Source organism: Methylomicrobium sp. Wu6 (assembly GCF_035916875.1).
Taxonomy (GTDB): Bacteria; Pseudomonadota; Gammaproteobacteria; order Methylococcales; family Methylomonadaceae; genus Methylomicrobium.
In genome coordinates, this window is the sequence record NZ_JAXUHN010000085.1 from 125,709 (window position 1) to 144,331 (window position 18,623).

Genomic DNA, 18,623 nt, shown 5'->3' on the forward strand with positions numbered 1-18,623 from the left:
AGTGATAAAAAATGCAATTAAATCCATCTGAAATTAGTGATCTAATTAAAAAGAAGATCGAAGGCTTCGATCTCGGCGCTGAAGCGCATACCGAAGGTACCGTAGTCAGCGTGACCGACGGCATCGTCAGAATTCACGGCTTGTCCGAAGCAATGCAGGGCGAAATGCTCGAATTCCCGGGCAATACCTACGGCATGGCGTTGAACCTTGAGCGTGACTCGGTTGGCGCGGTGGTGTTGGGTTCGTATCAGCATATTTCCGAAGGCGACACGGTCAAGTGCACCGGTAAAATTCTGGAAGTACCGGTCGGTGAAGCGTTATTGGGCCGCGTCGTGGACGCGCTCGGTAAACCGATCGACGGCAAGGGCGCGATCGAAACGAAGGAGACCTCCCCTATCGAAAAAATCGCGCCGGGCGTTATCGCGCGTCAATCGGTCAGCCAGCCCGTGCAATTGGGTCTGAAATCGATCGATGCGATGATTCCTGTCGGCCGAGGCCAGCGCGAATTGATCATCGGCGACCGCCAAACCGGCAAGACCGCGATTGCGGTTGATGCGATCATCAACCAGAAAGGCACCGGCATCAAATGTATTTACGTCGCGATCGGCCAAAAACGTTCATCTATCGCGAACGTGGTGCGCAAGCTCGAAGAGCACGGCGCGATGGAACATACTATCATCGTATCCGCATCGGCTTCCGAATCGGCCGCGCTGCAATTCATCGCGCCTTATACCGGTTGCGCGATGGGCGAATTTTTCAGAGACCGCGGCGAAGACGCGCTGATCATTTATGACGACTTAACCAAACAAGCCTGGGCCTACCGTCAGGTTTCGCTGTTGCTGCGTCGTCCGCCAGGACGTGAAGCATATCCAGGCGACGTGTTCTATCTGCACTCGCGTTTGCTTGAAAGAGCTTCCCGCATCAACGCGGATGAAGTCGAAAAATTGACCGGCGGCAAAGTCAAAGGCAAGACCGGTTCATTGACCGCGTTGCCGATCATCGAAACGCAAGGCGGCGACGTTTCCGCGTTCGTTCCGACCAACGTGATTTCGATCACCGACGGCCAGATCTTCCTGGAAAGCAACCTGTTCAACTCCGGCATCCGTCCTGCGGTTAACGCCGGCCTTTCGGTATCCCGGGTCGGCGGCGCCGCGCAAACCAAGATCATCAAGAAGCTCGGCGGTGGCATCCGGCTTGACCTCGCGCAGTACCGTGAATTGGCGGCATTCGCGCAGTTCGCATCGGACCTCGACGAAAGCACCCGCAAGCAGATCGAACGTGGTCAACGCGTTACCGAACTGATGAAGCAAAACCAGTATTCACCGATGTCGGTCGCACAAATGGCGGTTTCGTTGTTTGCGGCGAATCAGGGCTTCCTGGATGCGGTCGAAGTAAACAAGGTATTGGCTTTCGAATCCGCGCTGCAGTTGTACATGAAAACCGAACACGCCGCGCTGATGGACAAAATCAATGCAACCGGCGACTGGAACGGGGAAATTGAACAAGGCTTGCAGACGGCGATCGAAACTTTCGTCAAAACGCATAGCTGGTAAAGGGCGCATCCAATGGCAGTCGGCAAAGAAATACGCACCAAGATCGCGAGTATCAAGAATACTCAAAAGATCACTCGCGCGATGGAAATGGTCGCCGCGAGTAAAATGCGTAAGACCAAAGACAGAATGCAGGCGACTCGTCCCTACTCGCAACGGATCGGCCGGATCATCAAACATCTAGCGCATGCGAATCCCGAGTACAAGCATTCGTATCTGGTGAAGCGCGACGTTAAACGCATCGGTGTGATCGTGATCAGTTCGGACCGCGGCCTCTGCGGCGGTTTGAATTCGAACTTGTTCAGAAGGACACTGAGCCAGTTGGCCGAATGGGACAAGGCGGGTGTCGGCGTCGATGTGTGCGCGATCGGTACCAAGGCGACCGTTTTTTTCAGCAATCTGAAAAAGGTCCAATTGGTAGGCCAGATTTCGAAGCTGGGTGATGCGCCGCATTTGAATGACATCATCGGCATCATCAAGATTTTGCTCGATGCCTACGATGAAGGCAAGATCGATGAGTTGTATGTGGTCAGCAATGAATTCGTGAACACGATGACGCAGCGCCCGACCGTCGAAAAATTATTGCCGGTCGTCGCCGATGAAATCGAAGAAAAACTGAGCGGTCATTGGGATTATATCTATGAGCCGGATGCAAAGGACGTACTGGATCATTTGTTGACCCGGTATATCGAGTCGAAGGTTTATCAGGGGCTGGTCGAAAACAATGCCTGCGAACAGGCAGCCAGAATGATCGCAATGAAAAGCGCGTCGGATAATGCCGGAAACTTGATCGGTGAGTTGCAGTTGATCTACAACAAAGCCAGACAAGCCGCCATTACTCAAGAAATTTCAGAAATCGTTGGCGGCGCTGCTGCTGTTTAAGCCCAAAAAGCGAGACAAATAAGAGGAAAACTCAATGAGTTCGGGTAAAATCGTACAAATTATCGGCGCGGTCGTCGACGTGGAATTTTCACGCGAAGAACTGCCCAAAGTTTATGACGCACTGAATGTCGAAGGCGTCGGTCTGGTGTTGGAAGTTCAGCAGCAATTGGGCGACGGCGTGGCCAGAACGATTGCAATGGGTAGCACCGACGGCTTGAGCCGCGGTATGAATGTGACCAATACCAAAGCGCCAATTTCGGTGCCGGTCGGTCTGGAGACCCTGGGCCGGATCATGAACGTGCTTGGTCAACCGATCGACGAAAGAGGTCCGATCGGCGAAAAGACTTCCTGGGGTATTCACCGCGAAGCGCCGAGCTATGCCGATCAAGCGGCTGGAAACGAACTGCTGGAAACCGGCATCAAGGTCATCGATCTGATCTGCCCGTTCTCGAAAGGCGGCAAGGTCGGCTTGTTCGGCGGCGCCGGCGTCGGCAAGACCGTGAACATGATGGAATTGATCAATAACATTGCGACCGCGCATTCCGGCTTGTCGGTATTTGCAGGGGTGGGCGAGCGGACTCGTGAAGGTAACGATTTCTACCACGAAATGCAGGAAGCAGGCGTTATTAATGCGGAAGACCTGACACAATCCAAAGTAGCAATGGTTTACGGCCAGATGAACGAGCCGCCGGGAAACCGTCTGCGCGTCGCCTTGACCGGTCTGACGATGGCGGAATATTTCCGTGACGAAGGCCGCGACGTCTTGTTCTTTGTCGACAACATCTACCGTTACACCCTGGCCGGTACCGAAGTATCGGCGTTGCTCGGCCGGATGCCGTCCGCGGTAGGTTATCAGCCGACCCTGGCGGAAGAAATGGGCGTATTGCAGGAACGGATCACCTCGACCAAGACCGGTTCGATCACCTCGATCCAGGCCGTTTACGTGCCTGCGGACGACTTGACCGACCCGTCACCAGCCACTACCTTCGCGCACTTGGACGCGACGGTCGTATTGTCGCGGCAAATCGCCGAGCTGGGTATCTACCCTGCAATTGATCCGCTCGACTCGACCAGCCGTCAGCTGGACCCTCTGGTGATCGGGCAGGAGCACTACTATGTGGCGCGTAAGGTGCAAAGCATCCTGCAACGCTACAAGGAATTGCGCGACATCATCGCGATTCTGGGTATGGACGAGTTGTCCGAAGAAGACAAGTTGACTGTGGCACGGGCGCGTAAGATTCAGCGTTTCCTGTCGCAACCGTTCTTTGTGGCGGAAGTGTTCACCGGATCGCCAGGCAAATACGTGTCGCTGAAAGACACCATCGCCGGTTTCAAGGGCATCATCGATGGCGAATACGACTCGATTCCTGAACAGGCGTTCTACATGGTCGGCACGATCGACGAAGCGCTCGAAAAAGCGAAAAGCCTGAAAGCTTAATTTTTTACAGGAAATATCATGGTCATGACCGTACACGTAGATATCGTCAGCGCCGAAAAGGAAATCTTCTCCGGTACCGCCGAAATGGTGTTTGCACCGGCCGAAATGGGCGAGGTCGGCATCGCGCCGCGGCACGCGCCGATGATCACCAGGCTGAATCCCGGCGAGGTCAGAGTCAAGATCAACGACAAGGAAAGCCTTCCGTACTATATTTCGGGCGGCATTCTGGAAGTGCAACCGCATCTGGTCACGGTCCTGGCCGATACGGCGATCCGCGCCAAGGATATCGACGAAGCGGCGGCACTGCAGGCCAAAGCCAGAGCCGAGGAAGCGCTCGCCGACAAGACCGGAAAACTCGACTATGCGACCGCGCAAGCGCAACTCGCGCAGGCGATCATGCAGCTTCGCACTCTGGAGCGGCTCAGAAAGCGCGGCGGTTAACCGTCCAGCAAAGCGCTTCTGCGAGAACACATAAAAAAGCCCGATAGCGCTAATATCGTTATCGGGCTTTTTTATTTTTCAACATGACTACTATTTATTAGCCATAATTAGCGGTGTCAAAACGACTCAAGTAGCCCCATAATTTACGCCCTAAACTTATAACTTTTTACGATATTCGATTATCTAACCGAATGTCCGCAGGACAATTGCAATGAATCTGACCACCATCATTCTCGCCGCCGGCAAAGGTACCCGGATGCGCTCGGAGCTGCCGAAAGTCTTACACAAAATCGCTGGAAGACCGCTGCTTCGCCATGTTTATGACATGAGTCATTCGCTGGAAAACAACCGAATTCTGATCGTTTACGGTCATGGCGCCGAACGCGTTCTCGATACATTGAAAGACATTGATGTCGCATGGTTCGAGCAAAAACAGCAGCTCGGTACCGGCCATGCGGTACAGCAGGTTGCCGACCAGATCAAAGACGGAGATGCCGTATTGATTTTGTATGGCGATGTCCCATTACTAAAACAATCCACGGTGCAAAAATTGCTCGCAAATGTCAGCGAAAATTCACTGGCCTTGTTGACAGTCACGCTTGACAATCCCAAAGGTTACGGCAGAATTGTCCGAAACGACGCCGGTTGGGTGACCAGGATCGTTGAAGAAAAAGACGCGACCGAGTCTGAGAAGAAAATCCGCGAAGTGAACACCGGCATCATGGCAGTGCAGGGCGCGCAGTTGAAAAAATGGCTCGGAAAACTGAAAAACCATAACGCCCAAGGTGAATATTATCTGACCGACATCATCGAAATGGCTGTCTCCGAACAGGTTGCGGTCGTGACGAGCCAGCCGGAAACCGAGGATGAAGTGCTCGGCGTGAACGACCGGAATCAATTGAGCCATCTGGAGCGGGTGTATCAAAATGAACAGTCCAAAGCTTTGATGACGCAAGGGGTCACGCTCTATGACCCGGCGCGCTTCGACCTCAGGGGCTCTATCGATGCTCTGGGCCAGGACATTGAAATCGACATCAATGTGATTCTTGAGGGCAGAAACCGGATCGGCAATAACGTCAGAGTCGGCGCGAATTGTCGGATCAAAGACTCGGTAATCGAAGACAATGTCGAAATTTTGCCGAACTGTGTGATCGAGAATGCGGTGATAGGCCAGGGCAGTCGGATTGGACCTTTTGCGCGACTGCGCCCTGAAACGATCCTGGCGGAAAATGTGCATATCGGCAACTTTGTCGAGATCAAAAAATCCACAGTCGCCGACGGTTCCAAAATCAATCACCTGAGCTATATCGGCGACAGCACGGTCGGTAGTAAAGTCAATATCGGCGCCGGCACGATCACTTGCAATTACGATGGCGTGAACAAATTCAAAACCGTGATCGGCGACGGCGCCTTCATCGGTTCCGATACGCAATTGATCGCGCCGGTCACGATCGGCAATAATGCAACGATCGGCGCCGGTTCAACAATTACCCGTGACAGTCCTGAAAATCAGCTGACATTGTCCAGGGCGAAACAGATTTCAGTATCCGGTTGGCAACGGCCCGTAAAAAAGGAAAATTGATATGTGCGGCATCGTAGGTGGAATTGCAGAGCGGAACGTGGTTCCGATCTTACTCGAAGGGTTACGGCGGCTCGAATACCGCGGCTATGATTCGGCCGGACTCGCAGTGATCGAAGACCGCAGCATCCGGCGGAAACGCGAGGTCGGAAAGGTCAAAGGCCTGGAAGAATCGATCCAAGCCGATCCAATGTTCGGCTCGATCGGCATCGCGCATACGCGTTGGGCGACGCACGGCAAACCGAGCACCGCGAACGCGCATCCGCATGTCAGCCGTAACAGGGTCGCGGTAGTTCACAACGGCATCATCGAAAACCACGAAAATTTGCGCATCGAACAAAAGCAGTGCGGCTACGAATTTACCTCCGAAACCGACACCGAAGTGATTGTGCATGAGATCGATCGCGCGCTTGCGACGTCGGACGATTTGTTGAATGCGGTCAAGCAAACGGTCAAAAAACTCGAGGGCGCCTACGCGCTCGGCATCATCAGCACAGTCAATCCGAATCTCTTGGTCGCTTGCCGGAAAGGTAGCCCGTTGGTGATCGGTATCGGCATCGGCGAATATTTCATTGCCTCGGATGTGGCGGCCTTGTTGCCGGTTACCCAGCGGTTCATCTTTCTCGAAGACGGCGATATTGCTGCTCTGCAAATCGACCGATTGGTCATCTACGATGCCGAAGACAACATCGTCGAGAGGCCGGTCAAGGAAAGCCAGCTGAAGGCCGATGCTGTCGATAAAGGCAACTATCGCCATTACATGCTGAAGGAAATTTACGAACAGCCTCTCGCGATTATGCAAACGCTGGAAGGACATTTCGTGAATCACCGCCTGCAGGAAAATTCATTCGGGCATAACGCCAGCGAAATTTTCGATCAGGTTAAATCGGTACAAATTCTGGCCTGCGGCACCAGCTATCACGCCGGATTGGTCGCGCGCTACTGGTTCGAAAGACTGGCGCGCGTGCCTTGCGACATAGAGGTTGCCAGCGAGTTCCGTTACCGGCGTCCGGTGCTGACCCCGGACACGCTGATCATCACAATCTCGCAATCGGGCGAGACAGCCGATACGCTCGCCGCGCTGCAGGAAGCGAAGACGCAGGGCGCCAAATATTCGGTAGTGATCTGCAACGCACCGGAAAGTTCTTTGGTTAGGGAATCCGATCTGGCGTTGATGACACGCGCCGGTCCCGAAATTGGCGTTGCCTCGACCAAGGCCTTCACGACCCAATTGGCGATGCTAATGATGATGGTGATCGCGATCGGCCGCCGCTTTCAATTGCCGAACACACTGGAAGAAAAAATTACTTCGGAATTGTTCGGCCTGCCAGGCAAAATCGAAAAAGTGCTGGAGCTGGGCGATCAGATCAAGGAACTTGCCGAACAATTCGCGGAAAAGGAACACGCGCTGTTTCTCGGCCGGGGCTCGCAATATCCGATTGCGATGGAAGGCGCGCTGAAACTGAAAGAAATATCGTACATCCACGCCGAAGCCTACCCTGCTGGTGAGTTAAAGCATGGCCCCTTGGCTCTGATCGACGCCGACATGCCGGTAATCACTGTCGCACCGAACAACAGCCTACTCGAAAAATTGAAGTCTAACATGCAGGAAGTCAGCGCCCGCGGAGGTCAATTGATCGTGTTCATGGACGAAACGCTGGTTCCGGCTCATGACGGTAATGTGCAGTACATCAAAATTCCCAAAGTCGAAAACGAAATTGCGCCTATCGTGTTCACTATTCCGTTGCAGCTTCTGGCCTACCATGTCGCGGTGTTGAAAGGTACCGATGTCGATCAGCCAAGAAACTTGGCGAAGTCGGTCACTGTGGAATAATGCGATAAGAGAGGGCTACCCCGTTGTTTCGTGATAATAAAGTCGTAAATCTTAGTGGCCATTAACCATCAAAATAATGATGTTGGTTTCATACAGACAGAAATCGACCCATAAGAGACATTCGACTTCAGTGTAGACATCCCTCTGATATGTGGTTTTACGCTGTCACTCAGTCAAATTGACAATAGAAAATTCTTCAGATGGACTAATCGGTTAGTGTATGGCAGAATTCAAATAAATTTAAAACAATCCTCCTCGTACTCCTTGAGAACAGTATGACATCAAGTTGGAATGCAGACTCCTTAGTGACTATTCGTTCTGAGAATGTCGACCAATACAAGCGCAACTTCTTACATCAAGCAGTTTGCGAGCTTCGTTTTCCGACGTTAATGGAGCTTGGCGAACCACGTCCTCCGGCCGCCTTCGTCAAAGCGCTGAGGAAGGAATACCCGCACCTTGAATTAGCGAATGAGGTTAGCTTGAGGATTGGGGGTAACAGCTCAAACAATACTCACACTCATATATTCCGATCGGCAAAGCTTACTTGGACAGTATCTCTGAAACAGAGCGCCCTTTCAGTAGAAACTACTGCATACAGTGACTATGCGCATATGAGAGAAAGAGTTTTAGGCATCGTCGAGGCTGCGTCCAAGATTATCGATTCAGACTTCTTCACCCGGATTGGTCTACGTTATATTAATATAATCGACAGCGATACCAATCCAGTGCTTGGGTGGGTGAATCCTGAACTCGTTGGCCCTCTTCTTTCAGGATGCTTCAAAGGGATTCATGAATACGCTGGAAAGCTTCAGCTTATGACGGATGACGGCGGATGTTTGTTGCAACACGGCATAGTCTTGAAACAAAAACAAGCCGCAGGGGAGACGATTCCCCAGTACTTGTTAGACATTGACGTATTCCGAAATGAAATACAACTTAGCAACACAGGGGAGGCCTTAGACGCAATGCACGCACAAGTATTTGATGTCTTCGACTGGGCAATAGGCCCCAAAGCTCGTGAATATTTGTCAACTGAAAGTAGCCAGAAAAGAGCCTGAGTGCAATCATGGATTTCTACATAGACCATACGCCATATATTAATCCGGTAGTTGCGACCAATATCGCACCTTTTCAGTCAAGGACGCTCGAGCAAAGCAGACCAAAAAGGGAAGTACTGACAAACCAAACTGCATTCGTAACCGCAGAGACTAAGGCTGTCGATTTATTCGCCGCCACAAAAGGACCGCTTGCGCAGACCGCGCCTCCGATGCAGCAGTTAGCACCGTCCACAGAACCAACTCCTACCCTAAATGAGTCTGTACATTCTCACAATTCAGATGTCGTTGTACCACCGCCAAGTATAGAAATCGATCAAATCGCTAAACAACGTGTGAGATTGATGGTGGCCAAGTATGCAAGCGGCACCCAGTCGTCGGAGATCTTGGCCCGATTGGAAATTCTCAATAGTCGCCTCTCGGAGCGCGCGCCACTCATATCTAAAGAGCAAGTAACCGCCTTAGAGGATGCAAATGCTCAGTTAGCCCGCATCCGCACAGCTCGCGAAGAACGCGCGAAGCGTCTCGGAATTCCCTCTAAACTGTGACGGTATTTCAGTACCCTAAAAGCAAACACAAGCGAAAACTTTCACCACGGCAGTTCAAGCGCTACCAATCGTACAAGCGTTACCTGCAAGCAGAGTTTTCGCGTGTATGTGTGTACTGTCGCCAACCTGACAGTAGCGTGCCAAATCTAAACTTTGGTGTTGATCATTACAAACCAAAGGGTATACCTCGTTTCGCAAAACTAGTTTGCGACTATGAGAATTTGTATTATTGCTGCGGTAACTGCAATTGTCGAAAGAACAATGATTGGCCGCTTGACGAAAAACTCGGGCCTTACGTTGTAAACCCCTGCGACCATGAGATGGCCGCGCATCTTCGTTTCAATGCCAAAACAGGTAAGGTTGAGGCGCGAACGCCTTATGGAGAGCACACTGAGGAGCTGCTGCAATTAAACGACGATGCTAGAGTTCAGTACCGGCTTGGTACATTAGCAACTGTTCGCGTATTTACTGCGGAAATTGAACAGCAGGAACTTCTACTAAAAGCGGTTGCTGGAAAGCTCAAAGCTGGCTTGATAACACAGGCCGAGTATGACGCCGAAGAACAAGCAATTAGCGAGGATTTGGCCTGCCTACGCCACACTTTACAGGCGCATATAGGTGAGCTCCCTCTTCCACCTTTAAGGAAGACTCGTCTTGGCATCTCCTTAATAAAATGAGAATATGGACAGACCCTTGGTGTTGGATATCCAAAGAACGCAAGGAGATCGTCATACTCTAGTGAACGTCAGTAGTCTAAATTAACGCTGACGTTTATTTAGCTGCTTTTGGTTATTAACGAATGACAAGAATTGGCCGGATTTTGCCGGTTAAGCTGCGGGCAAAAACAATCCAATTCGCACAGCACGTAGGCCCGATTAGCATTGCATAATCGGAGGAATGTTATTATCGCCAGCAACCGAAGAATTAACATTGCCCAATCGAGTGGATAAAGGTCCTTCGCCACCTATCGATAAAGGTAGAATATGGCCAGTCACATGATTGATATGGCCATGCTTCAGAGGGTTCACATGTTCGTAATCCACATGATGTTCATAATCAGAATCATCGCGGATAAAATATACCATTAATGCCGTTACCTACAGGGATGTAGGCAAGGAGCGTGAGCGGAAGATTTGCCATATCCCACGCTCTCCTATTGCTGTACGTACTTTAGATCGGCGTTCGGTTTTGGGAAGTGCTCGAAAAATCCACTTTTAATTAAACGTCATCGAGTACTGAAATCGGCATCACTGGGCGCCAAGACCCACACGCAATGCAAATGATCCGGTAAAAGAATACAGCTTGATCATGGCGTATGATCTACTGATGCTATCCCCCTCTAAAATGAACAAGATAGACAAAGAAGCCAAGCCTTCCTGGAGCGACATCAAATCTAAATTGTCAGACTTTGACCGAGTGGGGTTGCCCGGTATAGTTCATGACTTGTATGCCGCTAGCAAGGACAATCAAACCTTTCTGCATGCCCGCTTTGGACTTGGGGATGATGTACTCAAGCCTTATAAGACGGCCATCTCCCGCTGGATATGCCCTGATGTGATGCGCAGCAATCAAACCATCTCTGTAGCCAAGGCCAAAAAGGCAATCACCGATTACAAAAAGGCGGTGGGGCAGCCTGAAGGGCTGGCTGAACTGGCAGTATTTTATTGCGAGGAAGTTTTTGTCTTTTTAGGTTATTGCGGCATGGACGACGAAGGTTATTTCGATGCCGTGGTGCGAATGTTCGAGCAAGCATTGAAATATGTGATGGTTCTGCCAGAGACGAAACGCCAGTCGTTTATCGAGCGGCTTGAGCAAGTCTGCGCACAGGGTCAGAATATCGGCTGGGGTGTGGGTGATGATATGAGCAGCCTGTTGTCCGAATATGGGATCGACGACTAAGCTTGATTCTTTGGCCGACCTTCGGGCAGAAAATACGCGTTTAATCGCGCTACTCGAGGCTCATGGCATAGAGTGGCGCTTATCGCCAGAGTCACCTCCAATCGTTTCGCCAGGACCGGAATCATCAACGCTGACCACTTAGGAAAAGGTAGCGCTGTTTCGTCGATTGTTTCGGGGGCGTTCTGATGTTTATCCAGTGCGCTGGGAAAGTAAATCAACCGGCAAGTCAGGCTACACGCCTGCTTGCGCGAATGAGTGGCGCGCTGGCATCTGTCATAAGCCTCGTATTAAATGCTAGGATTGTGGTATTCGTCAGCTGAGTTCGTTATCCGATGCCGTCATTTACAATCATCTTTCAGGTGAGCACACGCTTGGTGTTTACCCGCTTATGGCGGACGACACTTGTTATTTTTTAGCAGTCGACTTTGATGAGGCTGACTGGCAAGAGGATGCACAGGCCTTTGTCCAGTCTTGTCATGAGCTTGGCGTTCCGGCTGCTCTCGAAATCTCGCGTTCTGGCAAGGGTGCTCATGTCTGGATTTTCTTCGCAGGTAACGTTTTTGCCCGCGACGCCCGCCGTCTAGGCACTGCTATCATCAGTCATACCTGTTCCCGAACTCGGCAATTGAAGCTGACGTCCTACGACCGGCTGTTTCCCAACCAGGATGCGATGCCTAAAGGTGGCTTTGGCAATCTGATTGCACTGCCATTGCAGAAGAAACCGCGTGAGAATGGGTTTAGTGTGTTCGTAGACGGCGCTTTAAAGCCATATCCTGATCAGTGGGGATTTTTAGCTGCCATCCGATCGATGCCAGTAACTGATATTGAGCCGACCATTTTGCGAGCGATGGGTAATGCGCATCCTTTGGATGTGACTTTTATTGACCAGGAAGATCATAAAGAGCCATGGAAGCGGTCCGATGTTCAAAACGCGAAACTCGTCGGACCGATGCCAAATTTGCTGACAGTCACGCTAGCCAATCTCGTTTATTTCGAAAAAGCCGAACTTCCCCAACCACTGGCAAACCGCCTAATCCGTCTTGCCGCCTTCCAAAACCCCGAATTCTATAAAGCACAGGCTATGCGGTTCCCGGTATGGGATAAACCACGCGTCATAGGCTGCGCTGAAAATTACCCAAACCACATTGCACTGCCGCGCGGTTGCCTGGATGCAGCACAGAACTTACTGAAGGAAAACGGTATTCAATGCGATTTACGAGATAAGCGCTTTGAGGGGCAATCAATCGACATTGCTTTCGCTGGGACATTGCGCTCCGATCAAGAGGCTGCAGTCACCGAAATGTTGCAGCACCCTGCCGGTGTGCTCTGCGCTCCAACTGCGTTTGGTAAAACGGTCACAGCAGCAGCGTTGATTGCCCGACGCGGTGTCAATACGCTAATTTTGGTGCATCGTACCGAACTTCTCAAACAATGGCAGGAACGGCTGCAGTCGTTCTTGGGCGTGGGCAAGGGTGTTGTTGGAACCATTGGTGGAGGCAAGGCCAAGCCGACGGGTAAACTCGATGTTGCGGTGATGCAATCATTGTCTCGGCAGGGTGAGGTCAATCCATTGGTAGAAAACTACGGACATGTCATTGTCGATGAGTGCCACCATGTCGGGGCAGCTTCGTTCGATGCTATTTTGAAGCGGGTCAAGGCGAAATATGTATTAGGTCTTACCGCCACCCCCGTACGCCGGGATGGTCAACAGCCAATCATCTTCATGCAATGCGGACCTATCCGATATACGGCAGCCAAGCCACTGAATGCGCCGAGCGATCTGGAAGTCCTGCCACAGATGATTTACAAAACAATCGATCTACCACAGGAAGCTGCCATTCAGGATGTGTTTCGTCACATTGTAAATGATGAAGAGCGAACAACGGCGATTGCTAGCGAAATTGCTGCAGCCTTTAATCTGGGCCGAAAGGTATTGGTACTCACCGAGCGGACTGATCATCTGGATGCCATCTTAGCTGCGTTGACTGGGAAGATACCACCGCCCTTTGTGCTGCACGGGCGAATGCGGAAAAAACAGAGAGCCACTTTAATTAAGGCGCTTGATGAGCTACCACCCGATGAACCTCGGGTTCTGTTAGTCACTGGAAAGTTGGTTGGTGAAGGCTTCGATCATCCTCCGCTGGATACGCTGGTGTTGGCAATGCCGATTTCATGGAAGGGCACCTTACAGCAATACGCTGGCCGATTACACCGTGAACATGCAACTAAAACTGACGTGCGGATTATCGATTTCGTCGACACTGGGCACCCGACGCTACTGCGAATGTGGGACAAGCGTCAACGCGGATATCGGGCGATGGGCTACCGAATAACCGATCAATCGGCATTAAAATAATGATGCAGCTTCTAGAAATGAATGGCAGCTTTATTCTGAACTTTATTAAAATTACCCTCTTTAGTTAAAAGATTTGGGAACGATTTTTCAGAACTTTACTTCATTTTTTAGTAAACACACTAACGTGTCTAAGCCTTGAAAAGTATGTTCATATTTTTCAGAACTATATTATGAAGAACCACTGACTGGTTGGTTCTACATAATATAGTTCTGAAATTTAGGTTAACAGGCTGTTGATTTTCTCACCTCTGAAAGCCGCATGAATTCGTTGGTTGAAATGCGTTATAACACCCTAGGGCATTGTTATATAGGTTAAAATAGTTTTAGTTAAACCTACCATGCTGGATATTTTCTGATCATGCGCGGCGCCGACATTACCCAAGAAGAACTGTTCAGCTATCGAACCCTCGAAGCACGGATACCCAAGCACCATCCCCTGTAGAAACTCCGGGTGGTGGTTGATATGTTGCTGACCTGACCACCTTGAATGCGGAGTTCGATGCCCTTTATGCCCGTAGCGGCCGGGACTCGGTTCCGCCGGAGCGCCTGCTCCGCGCCAGTTTGCTGCAAGTCTTGTTTTCGATACGCTCCGAGCGGCAGCTGGTGGAGCATATCGATTTCAATTTGCTGTACCGCTGGTTTGTAGGGTTAACGATGGATGACGAGGTATGGGACCACTCCACGTTCAGCGCTAATCGCGACCGATTGCTGAACGAACGGATGAGCCGATTATTTTTCGAGCGGGTGCTGTTGCTGGCTGAATGGAAAGAACCCGTATCCGACGAGCATTTCTCGGTAGACGGTACGCTGATTAAGGCCTGGGCATCGATGAAAAGTTTTGTGAACAAAGATGGCGGAACCCCGCCGCCGGAGGATCAGAGCCGTAATCCGTCGGTCAATTTCAAAGGCGAGAAACGTTCGAACGACACACACGCCTCGACGGTCGTCCCGGATGTTAGCCGCTACAAGAAAAGCGAAGGAGATAAATCGCAATTATGTTTCATGGGCCATGTGCTGATGGCAAACTGCAACGGCTTGGTAGTCGACGCGGATGTGACGCACGCCACCGGCACGGCGGAACGGGACGCGGCCAAAGCCATGGCGAAGCACAGCATCAGGCGCCACGCTCGAGGCGGATTTATGCCCCAGAGGGTACAAGGGGGTTATGATACGAAGGATTTCGTGGCGGCGATACCCTCTGGGGCACAAGTGCGCGAACGCCAAGTGACGCCGCATGTCGCGCAAAAAGCCAAAGACTCGGCGATTGACCGGCGTACCGCGCGGCACGCCGGCTACCGGACCAGCCTTAAAATTCGCAAGCGGGTCGAAGAAGTCTTCGGCTGATCGAAGATCGTCGGCGGGCTTCGCCAAACGAAATTCCGCGGCTTGAAGAAGGTGGCAGCGCAAGCTGTGTTCACCTTCGCCGCCTATAATTTGACACGCTTGAGTAGCTTTTCGTCTGGCAGTATTCGACCGCCTAGGCGTTCGTACCCTGCTGCCCGCCGAAAGGCGGAAATAAGCCTTAAGAGAGGCACCGAATACCGGCTAAAACTGCAATTTCAGGGCTGATCTGGCTTCCAGCGCTAAAAATAAGTCAAAAAAAGGGTTTGCAGCCGAAGGCATGAGGGTAAATTTCAGCAGCCTGTTAATGTCCTGAAAGAATTCCAGCATTTATTGCCTAGAAAGTGGCAATCAGGGATGATAGACGGGGATCATATACGACTTGTTATCCGGTCCAGTGAGTAAAGGGGGGGAGGCTGATAAAATGTACCAATACCAACTTTAAGAAAACTCGAAATGCCCCCTCTAAAAAAATATTACTTTATCCGCTTTTTGTGCCTAGTTGGCTTGCTGCTTCTCGCTTTAATCGAAATTCAACCGATACCCATTACGACTTTAACTGCCATATATATTTTGCTATTTCGTCCTTATTGGTTTAAAAATTTGATAGATCAAGTTTATTCAAGCAAACCAATGTTGGATTTGTCACAAATCTTCAAAAAACAAAAACAGTAATTAACAAAGTGGTCTACACTCACCAGCTTACCTGCGATTGCAAAAAATTCTGACGCATCAGCGGCAACAGCGTATAGTGGAGATTGTAAAAACATTTGTTTTTACAATCTCTTGCCCACGCGTTTTCCGGCAATAACGCTTAGGCATCTCCCAAAACCTGCGCATCAAATCTCGTGATAGGCGAAGCCTGTCTCCCCCACTCATTCGGCATAACGGCCAGCTAATCCGGTCTCATGCAGCTCGAAACAAACCGGCCGCTCGCTAAAGCGCCAGAAGGTAGAAAATGAATAAAGACCCACCCTTAGATATCAACCTTGTTGAAGTCCATAGGATTAATCGAAAAGCCGCTACGTATGCAATTTTTGGCGATTTGCTGTTTATCGTGCTTCCCCTGGTAGTGATCTCAATTGTTGACGTAAGCGTTGGCAAATCGCTATTCGCACTGATTCAAACTCCAGAATTATCATTTGGCTCGGCAGTACTATTTGGGCAAACCATCATTAAAGTTGTTTCTGGTTTCGCGAATTCAAAACCATCTGGAGCAGAGCAACCTGTCTTTGTAATCGCGATGATTATTGTTTTTGGTTTAGTGCCGTCGTTGGTTGTGCTGGCCTTGCTCCTAAGCATAACCCCCATTCCTTATGGGCTACAGATAGCCCAAGCCTGCATTTTTGCCCAGGGAGTCATCGTATTCTTCACGTTCGGCGTGACTGGACATGCCCAATCTCTTCGCCATGAAAACCGGAAGTAAGATCACTCGGCAATCTTGCCTTCGACGTTTACCGAAAGGGGGAAATGACCGCTTGGCTGAGGCATTGCCATCGCCACAATTTCTTTACACAGTTAAAAAGCGAACAGAGTTTGCCAGTTTAAGAAAAAAGAGAGCCTAAATTTTCCAGAAATTTTTGCTATTTAGGAGCGAGTGAAGCCTCAACGAGTCGTGGTGGCGGTTCCGTTGGAATCCGCTCGAATCCTATGGCAGCGATAATGAAAATGCCTCAACGCGATTTGCGCAATAATATCTCGGAGCAGTTTCGCTTGCAGCCAGTCAAATCCTAATTGGCCTTGCGGAATCCGATTACTACGTGTTAGCTTCCGTAAAGAGAGGTACTTATCAATTTGTGAATTATGGCACTCTCTATGATTGAAATAATATCTGCGTATGGACGCGCGTTATTTCAGGCTCTGCAAGAAACGGCAACGCGAATCCAGCCACAAAACTAATCTGAGTTAGATGCCTGATATCCGTGCCGATACTGCCGGGAGGTGAAAATAGCTTAAAACCGAGAGTTCGCGCCCCATTCGATCAACAAAAACTTAACCAGCAGGTACTTTTATGAATGATATATCGACTGAACAAAAAGGCACAGAGGAATTACAAGCATTAAAAAGACTGGCGGCCACGGTTTACCTATGCCAGATACTGACCTTCATGCTTGCAGGTTTGCCATTGCTGGTGGGTGTGGCGATTAACTTCTACAAGCGAAATCAAGTGCAAGGGACATGGCTGGAATCTCATTTCGACTGGCAAATCAAAACCGCTTGGATAGCCTTGGCAGGGTTTGCATTGTCTGGATTTACTTTTGGCATGGGTCTCGGTATTTTTATCCTGCCTGCAACAGTGGCGTGGATGGTCTACAGGATCACCATTGGCTGGTATGCATTGACTGATGGCAAATCTATCAATAATCAGAAGACTTGATATTTTAAGTCGTTTTATTTCGGCAAGGGCGGAAGGCCCTAATGCGCAATCATGCCGTTAAGGAGGTAAGCTTCTTCATAGTTAAAAATAATGTTGCTATCCGGCAGTATCAGTGCTTCTTCCTTGCCCTTGTAATCAAGCCGAAACAACATGTCCTTGATGATATTGATTCGAGCCGCCTCTTTATCGTCGGCCCTGACAACCGTCCACGGTGCTGTTAAATGATGGGTTCTGGCAAACATGATGTTACGAGCCTCGCTGTACTGAGGCCAATATTTTGGCGCGGCTTTGTCGATGGGGCTGGATTTCCATTGATTCAGAGGATCTTGTTCTCGTGCTTTCAGACGCCTTTTCTGCTCGGTTTCGCTGATGTCCAAATAATATTTCAGCAGCCTGATCCCTGATCGCACGAGCAATTGCTCGTAAAGTGCCACGGTTTCGATAAACTCGTGGTATTCCTCATCGCTGCAGAATCCCATAACCCGCTCCACACCCGCGCGGTTGTACCAACTGCGATTGAACAATACCATTTCTTGAGCGGCGGGCAAATGCGAGGTGTAGCGTTGAAAATACCAGGTACTGAGGTCGCGATCGGATGGTTTGCCCAACGCAACCACCCGAGTTTCACGCGGACTTAGATGCTGAATAATACGTTTGATGGTACCGTCTTTCCCACTCGCATCTCGACCTTCAAAGATGATTAAAATCTTGTCATTATTTTTGATGATGTGACTTTGAAGTTTAACCAGTTCTACCTGCAGTTGTTGCAAAGTGCTATTGTAGTCTTGCTTCTGGATTTTTCGGGTGTTTTTCTTGTTCATAGTGCGTCCGGTGGTAGGGAGTCTCAAAGGTGTTGAAAATTTCCCAGTAAAGAGCGTCGAAATTTACCAAGGGAAATTTCAATAGCACGCAATCTTTTAATATTACTAATTAGACAATTTTGATGGCCGTTTTACACCGATGGCGCCACCGCCATCTCGCTCACCACCTGCACCAAAGATAAGACCACTACCCAGCGGCGATCTCCGTTTAATCGCACTCCAAACGAGCTGCCGGATCAATCAGTCGAGCTTTCGCTATGGACTGGATCATCTGACAAATAGACTGGTACAGGGACTTCAGAAAATTGAAGACCGATTCAGGCTATTGGTGCTGTTTTTATGCCCTCCTGAAGCCGGTGCCAATAGAATTAGCATGCGAGTGACTAAGTGCCTCGCAGAAAGTTGATTGGCGTTAAACTAAAAGCTTTTTAGAACCAGCAGGAAACAGAGTTGGCAAGGGTTGCCCGATTAGAACTATCAGAAAACGATGACGCATGTTTGC

General features: G+C 50.2%; 14 protein-coding genes and 1 pseudogene. 14 read left to right on the top strand and 1 reads right to left on the bottom strand.

Annotated elements, in window-relative coordinates; translation table 11 throughout:
* The first annotated feature begins 11 nt into the window (after positions 1 to 11).
* The 14 genes and pseudogenes from atpA to U2W12_RS14040 all read left to right on the top strand — a co-directional run bounded on the left by atpA (position 12) and on the right by U2W12_RS14040 (position 17,300).
* Positions 12 to 1,553: a F0F1 ATP synthase subunit alpha gene (gene atpA / locus U2W12_RS13975; RefSeq protein ID WP_326501307.1), complete on the top strand. Its 1,542-nt coding sequence runs from the start codon at positions 12 to 14 to the stop codon at positions 1,551 to 1,553.
* Positions 1,554 to 1,565: 12 nt separating this feature from the next.
* Positions 1,566 to 2,432, top strand: a complete 867-nt coding sequence (gene atpG, locus U2W12_RS13980; RefSeq protein ID WP_326501308.1) for a F0F1 ATP synthase subunit gamma — start codon at positions 1,566 to 1,568, stop codon at positions 2,430 to 2,432.
* A 34-nt stretch (positions 2,433 to 2,466) separates the two neighbouring features.
* Entirely contained in the window at positions 2,467 to 3,870 is a 1,404-nt protein-coding gene (atpD, locus tag U2W12_RS13985; protein WP_326501309.1) for a F0F1 ATP synthase subunit beta, read from the top strand.
* An 18-nt stretch (positions 3,871 to 3,888) separates the two neighbouring features.
* Positions 3,889 to 4,311 carry a F0F1 ATP synthase subunit epsilon gene (locus U2W12_RS13990; RefSeq protein ID WP_326501310.1) on the top strand — a complete coding sequence of 141 codons (423 nt, stop codon included), beginning with the start codon at positions 3,889 to 3,891 and terminating at the stop codon, positions 4,309 to 4,311.
* Positions 4,312 to 4,522: 211 nt separating this feature from the next.
* Positions 4,523 to 5,893, top strand: coding sequence for a bifunctional UDP-N-acetylglucosamine diphosphorylase/glucosamine-1-phosphate N-acetyltransferase GlmU (gene glmU / locus U2W12_RS13995; protein WP_326501311.1), 1,371 nt, complete (start codon positions 4,523 to 4,525; stop codon positions 5,891 to 5,893).
* A gap of 1 nt (position 5,894) precedes the next feature.
* Positions 5,895 to 7,724: a glutamine--fructose-6-phosphate transaminase (isomerizing) gene (gene glmS / locus U2W12_RS14000; RefSeq protein ID WP_326501312.1), complete on the top strand. Its 1,830-nt coding sequence runs from the start codon at positions 5,895 to 5,897 to the stop codon at positions 7,722 to 7,724.
* A 275-nt stretch (positions 7,725 to 7,999) separates the two neighbouring features.
* Entirely contained in the window at positions 8,000 to 8,782 is a 783-nt protein-coding gene (locus tag U2W12_RS14005) for a TIGR04255 family protein (RefSeq protein ID WP_326501313.1), read from the top strand.
* 8 nt (positions 8,783 to 8,790) lie between these two features.
* Complete coding sequence (locus tag U2W12_RS14010; protein ID WP_326501314.1) at positions 8,791 to 9,327, top strand: hypothetical protein; 537 nt, start codon at positions 8,791 to 8,793, stop codon at positions 9,325 to 9,327.
* A gap of 137 nt (positions 9,328 to 9,464) precedes the next feature.
* On the top strand, positions 9,465 to 10,004 hold the full coding sequence (locus tag U2W12_RS14015; RefSeq protein WP_326501315.1) for a hypothetical protein: 540 nt from the start codon (positions 9,465 to 9,467) through the stop codon (positions 10,002 to 10,004).
* Between the two features lie 631 nt (positions 10,005 to 10,635).
* Positions 10,636 to 11,226, top strand: a complete 591-nt coding sequence (locus U2W12_RS14020; RefSeq protein ID WP_326501316.1) for a hypothetical protein — start codon at positions 10,636 to 10,638, stop codon at positions 11,224 to 11,226.
* A 388-nt stretch (positions 11,227 to 11,614) separates the two neighbouring features.
* Positions 11,615 to 13,582 carry a DEAD/DEAH box helicase family protein gene (locus tag U2W12_RS14025; RefSeq protein WP_326501317.1) on the top strand — a complete coding sequence of 656 codons (1,968 nt, stop codon included), beginning with the start codon at positions 11,615 to 11,617 and terminating at the stop codon, positions 13,580 to 13,582.
* Between the two features lie 358 nt (positions 13,583 to 13,940).
* Positions 13,941 to 15,028: pseudogene (locus U2W12_RS14030) on the top strand (IS5 family transposase); the annotation flags it as partial.
* A gap of 853 nt (positions 15,029 to 15,881) precedes the next feature.
* Positions 15,882 to 16,349 carry a hypothetical protein gene (locus U2W12_RS14035; RefSeq protein ID WP_326501318.1) on the top strand — a complete coding sequence of 156 codons (468 nt, stop codon included), beginning with the start codon at positions 15,882 to 15,884 and terminating at the stop codon, positions 16,347 to 16,349.
* A gap of 585 nt (positions 16,350 to 16,934) precedes the next feature.
* Entirely contained in the window at positions 16,935 to 17,300 is a 366-nt protein-coding gene (locus U2W12_RS14040; protein WP_326501319.1) for a hypothetical protein, read from the top strand.
* A 38-nt stretch (positions 17,301 to 17,338) separates the two neighbouring features.
* On the opposite strand, the gene ppk2 is transcribed toward U2W12_RS14040, so the two are convergent.
* Positions 17,339 to 18,121, bottom strand: a complete 783-nt coding sequence (gene ppk2 / locus U2W12_RS14045) for a polyphosphate kinase 2 (protein WP_326501320.1) — start codon at positions 18,119 to 18,121, stop codon at positions 17,339 to 17,341.
* Positions 18,122 to 18,623 lie beyond the last annotated feature (502 nt).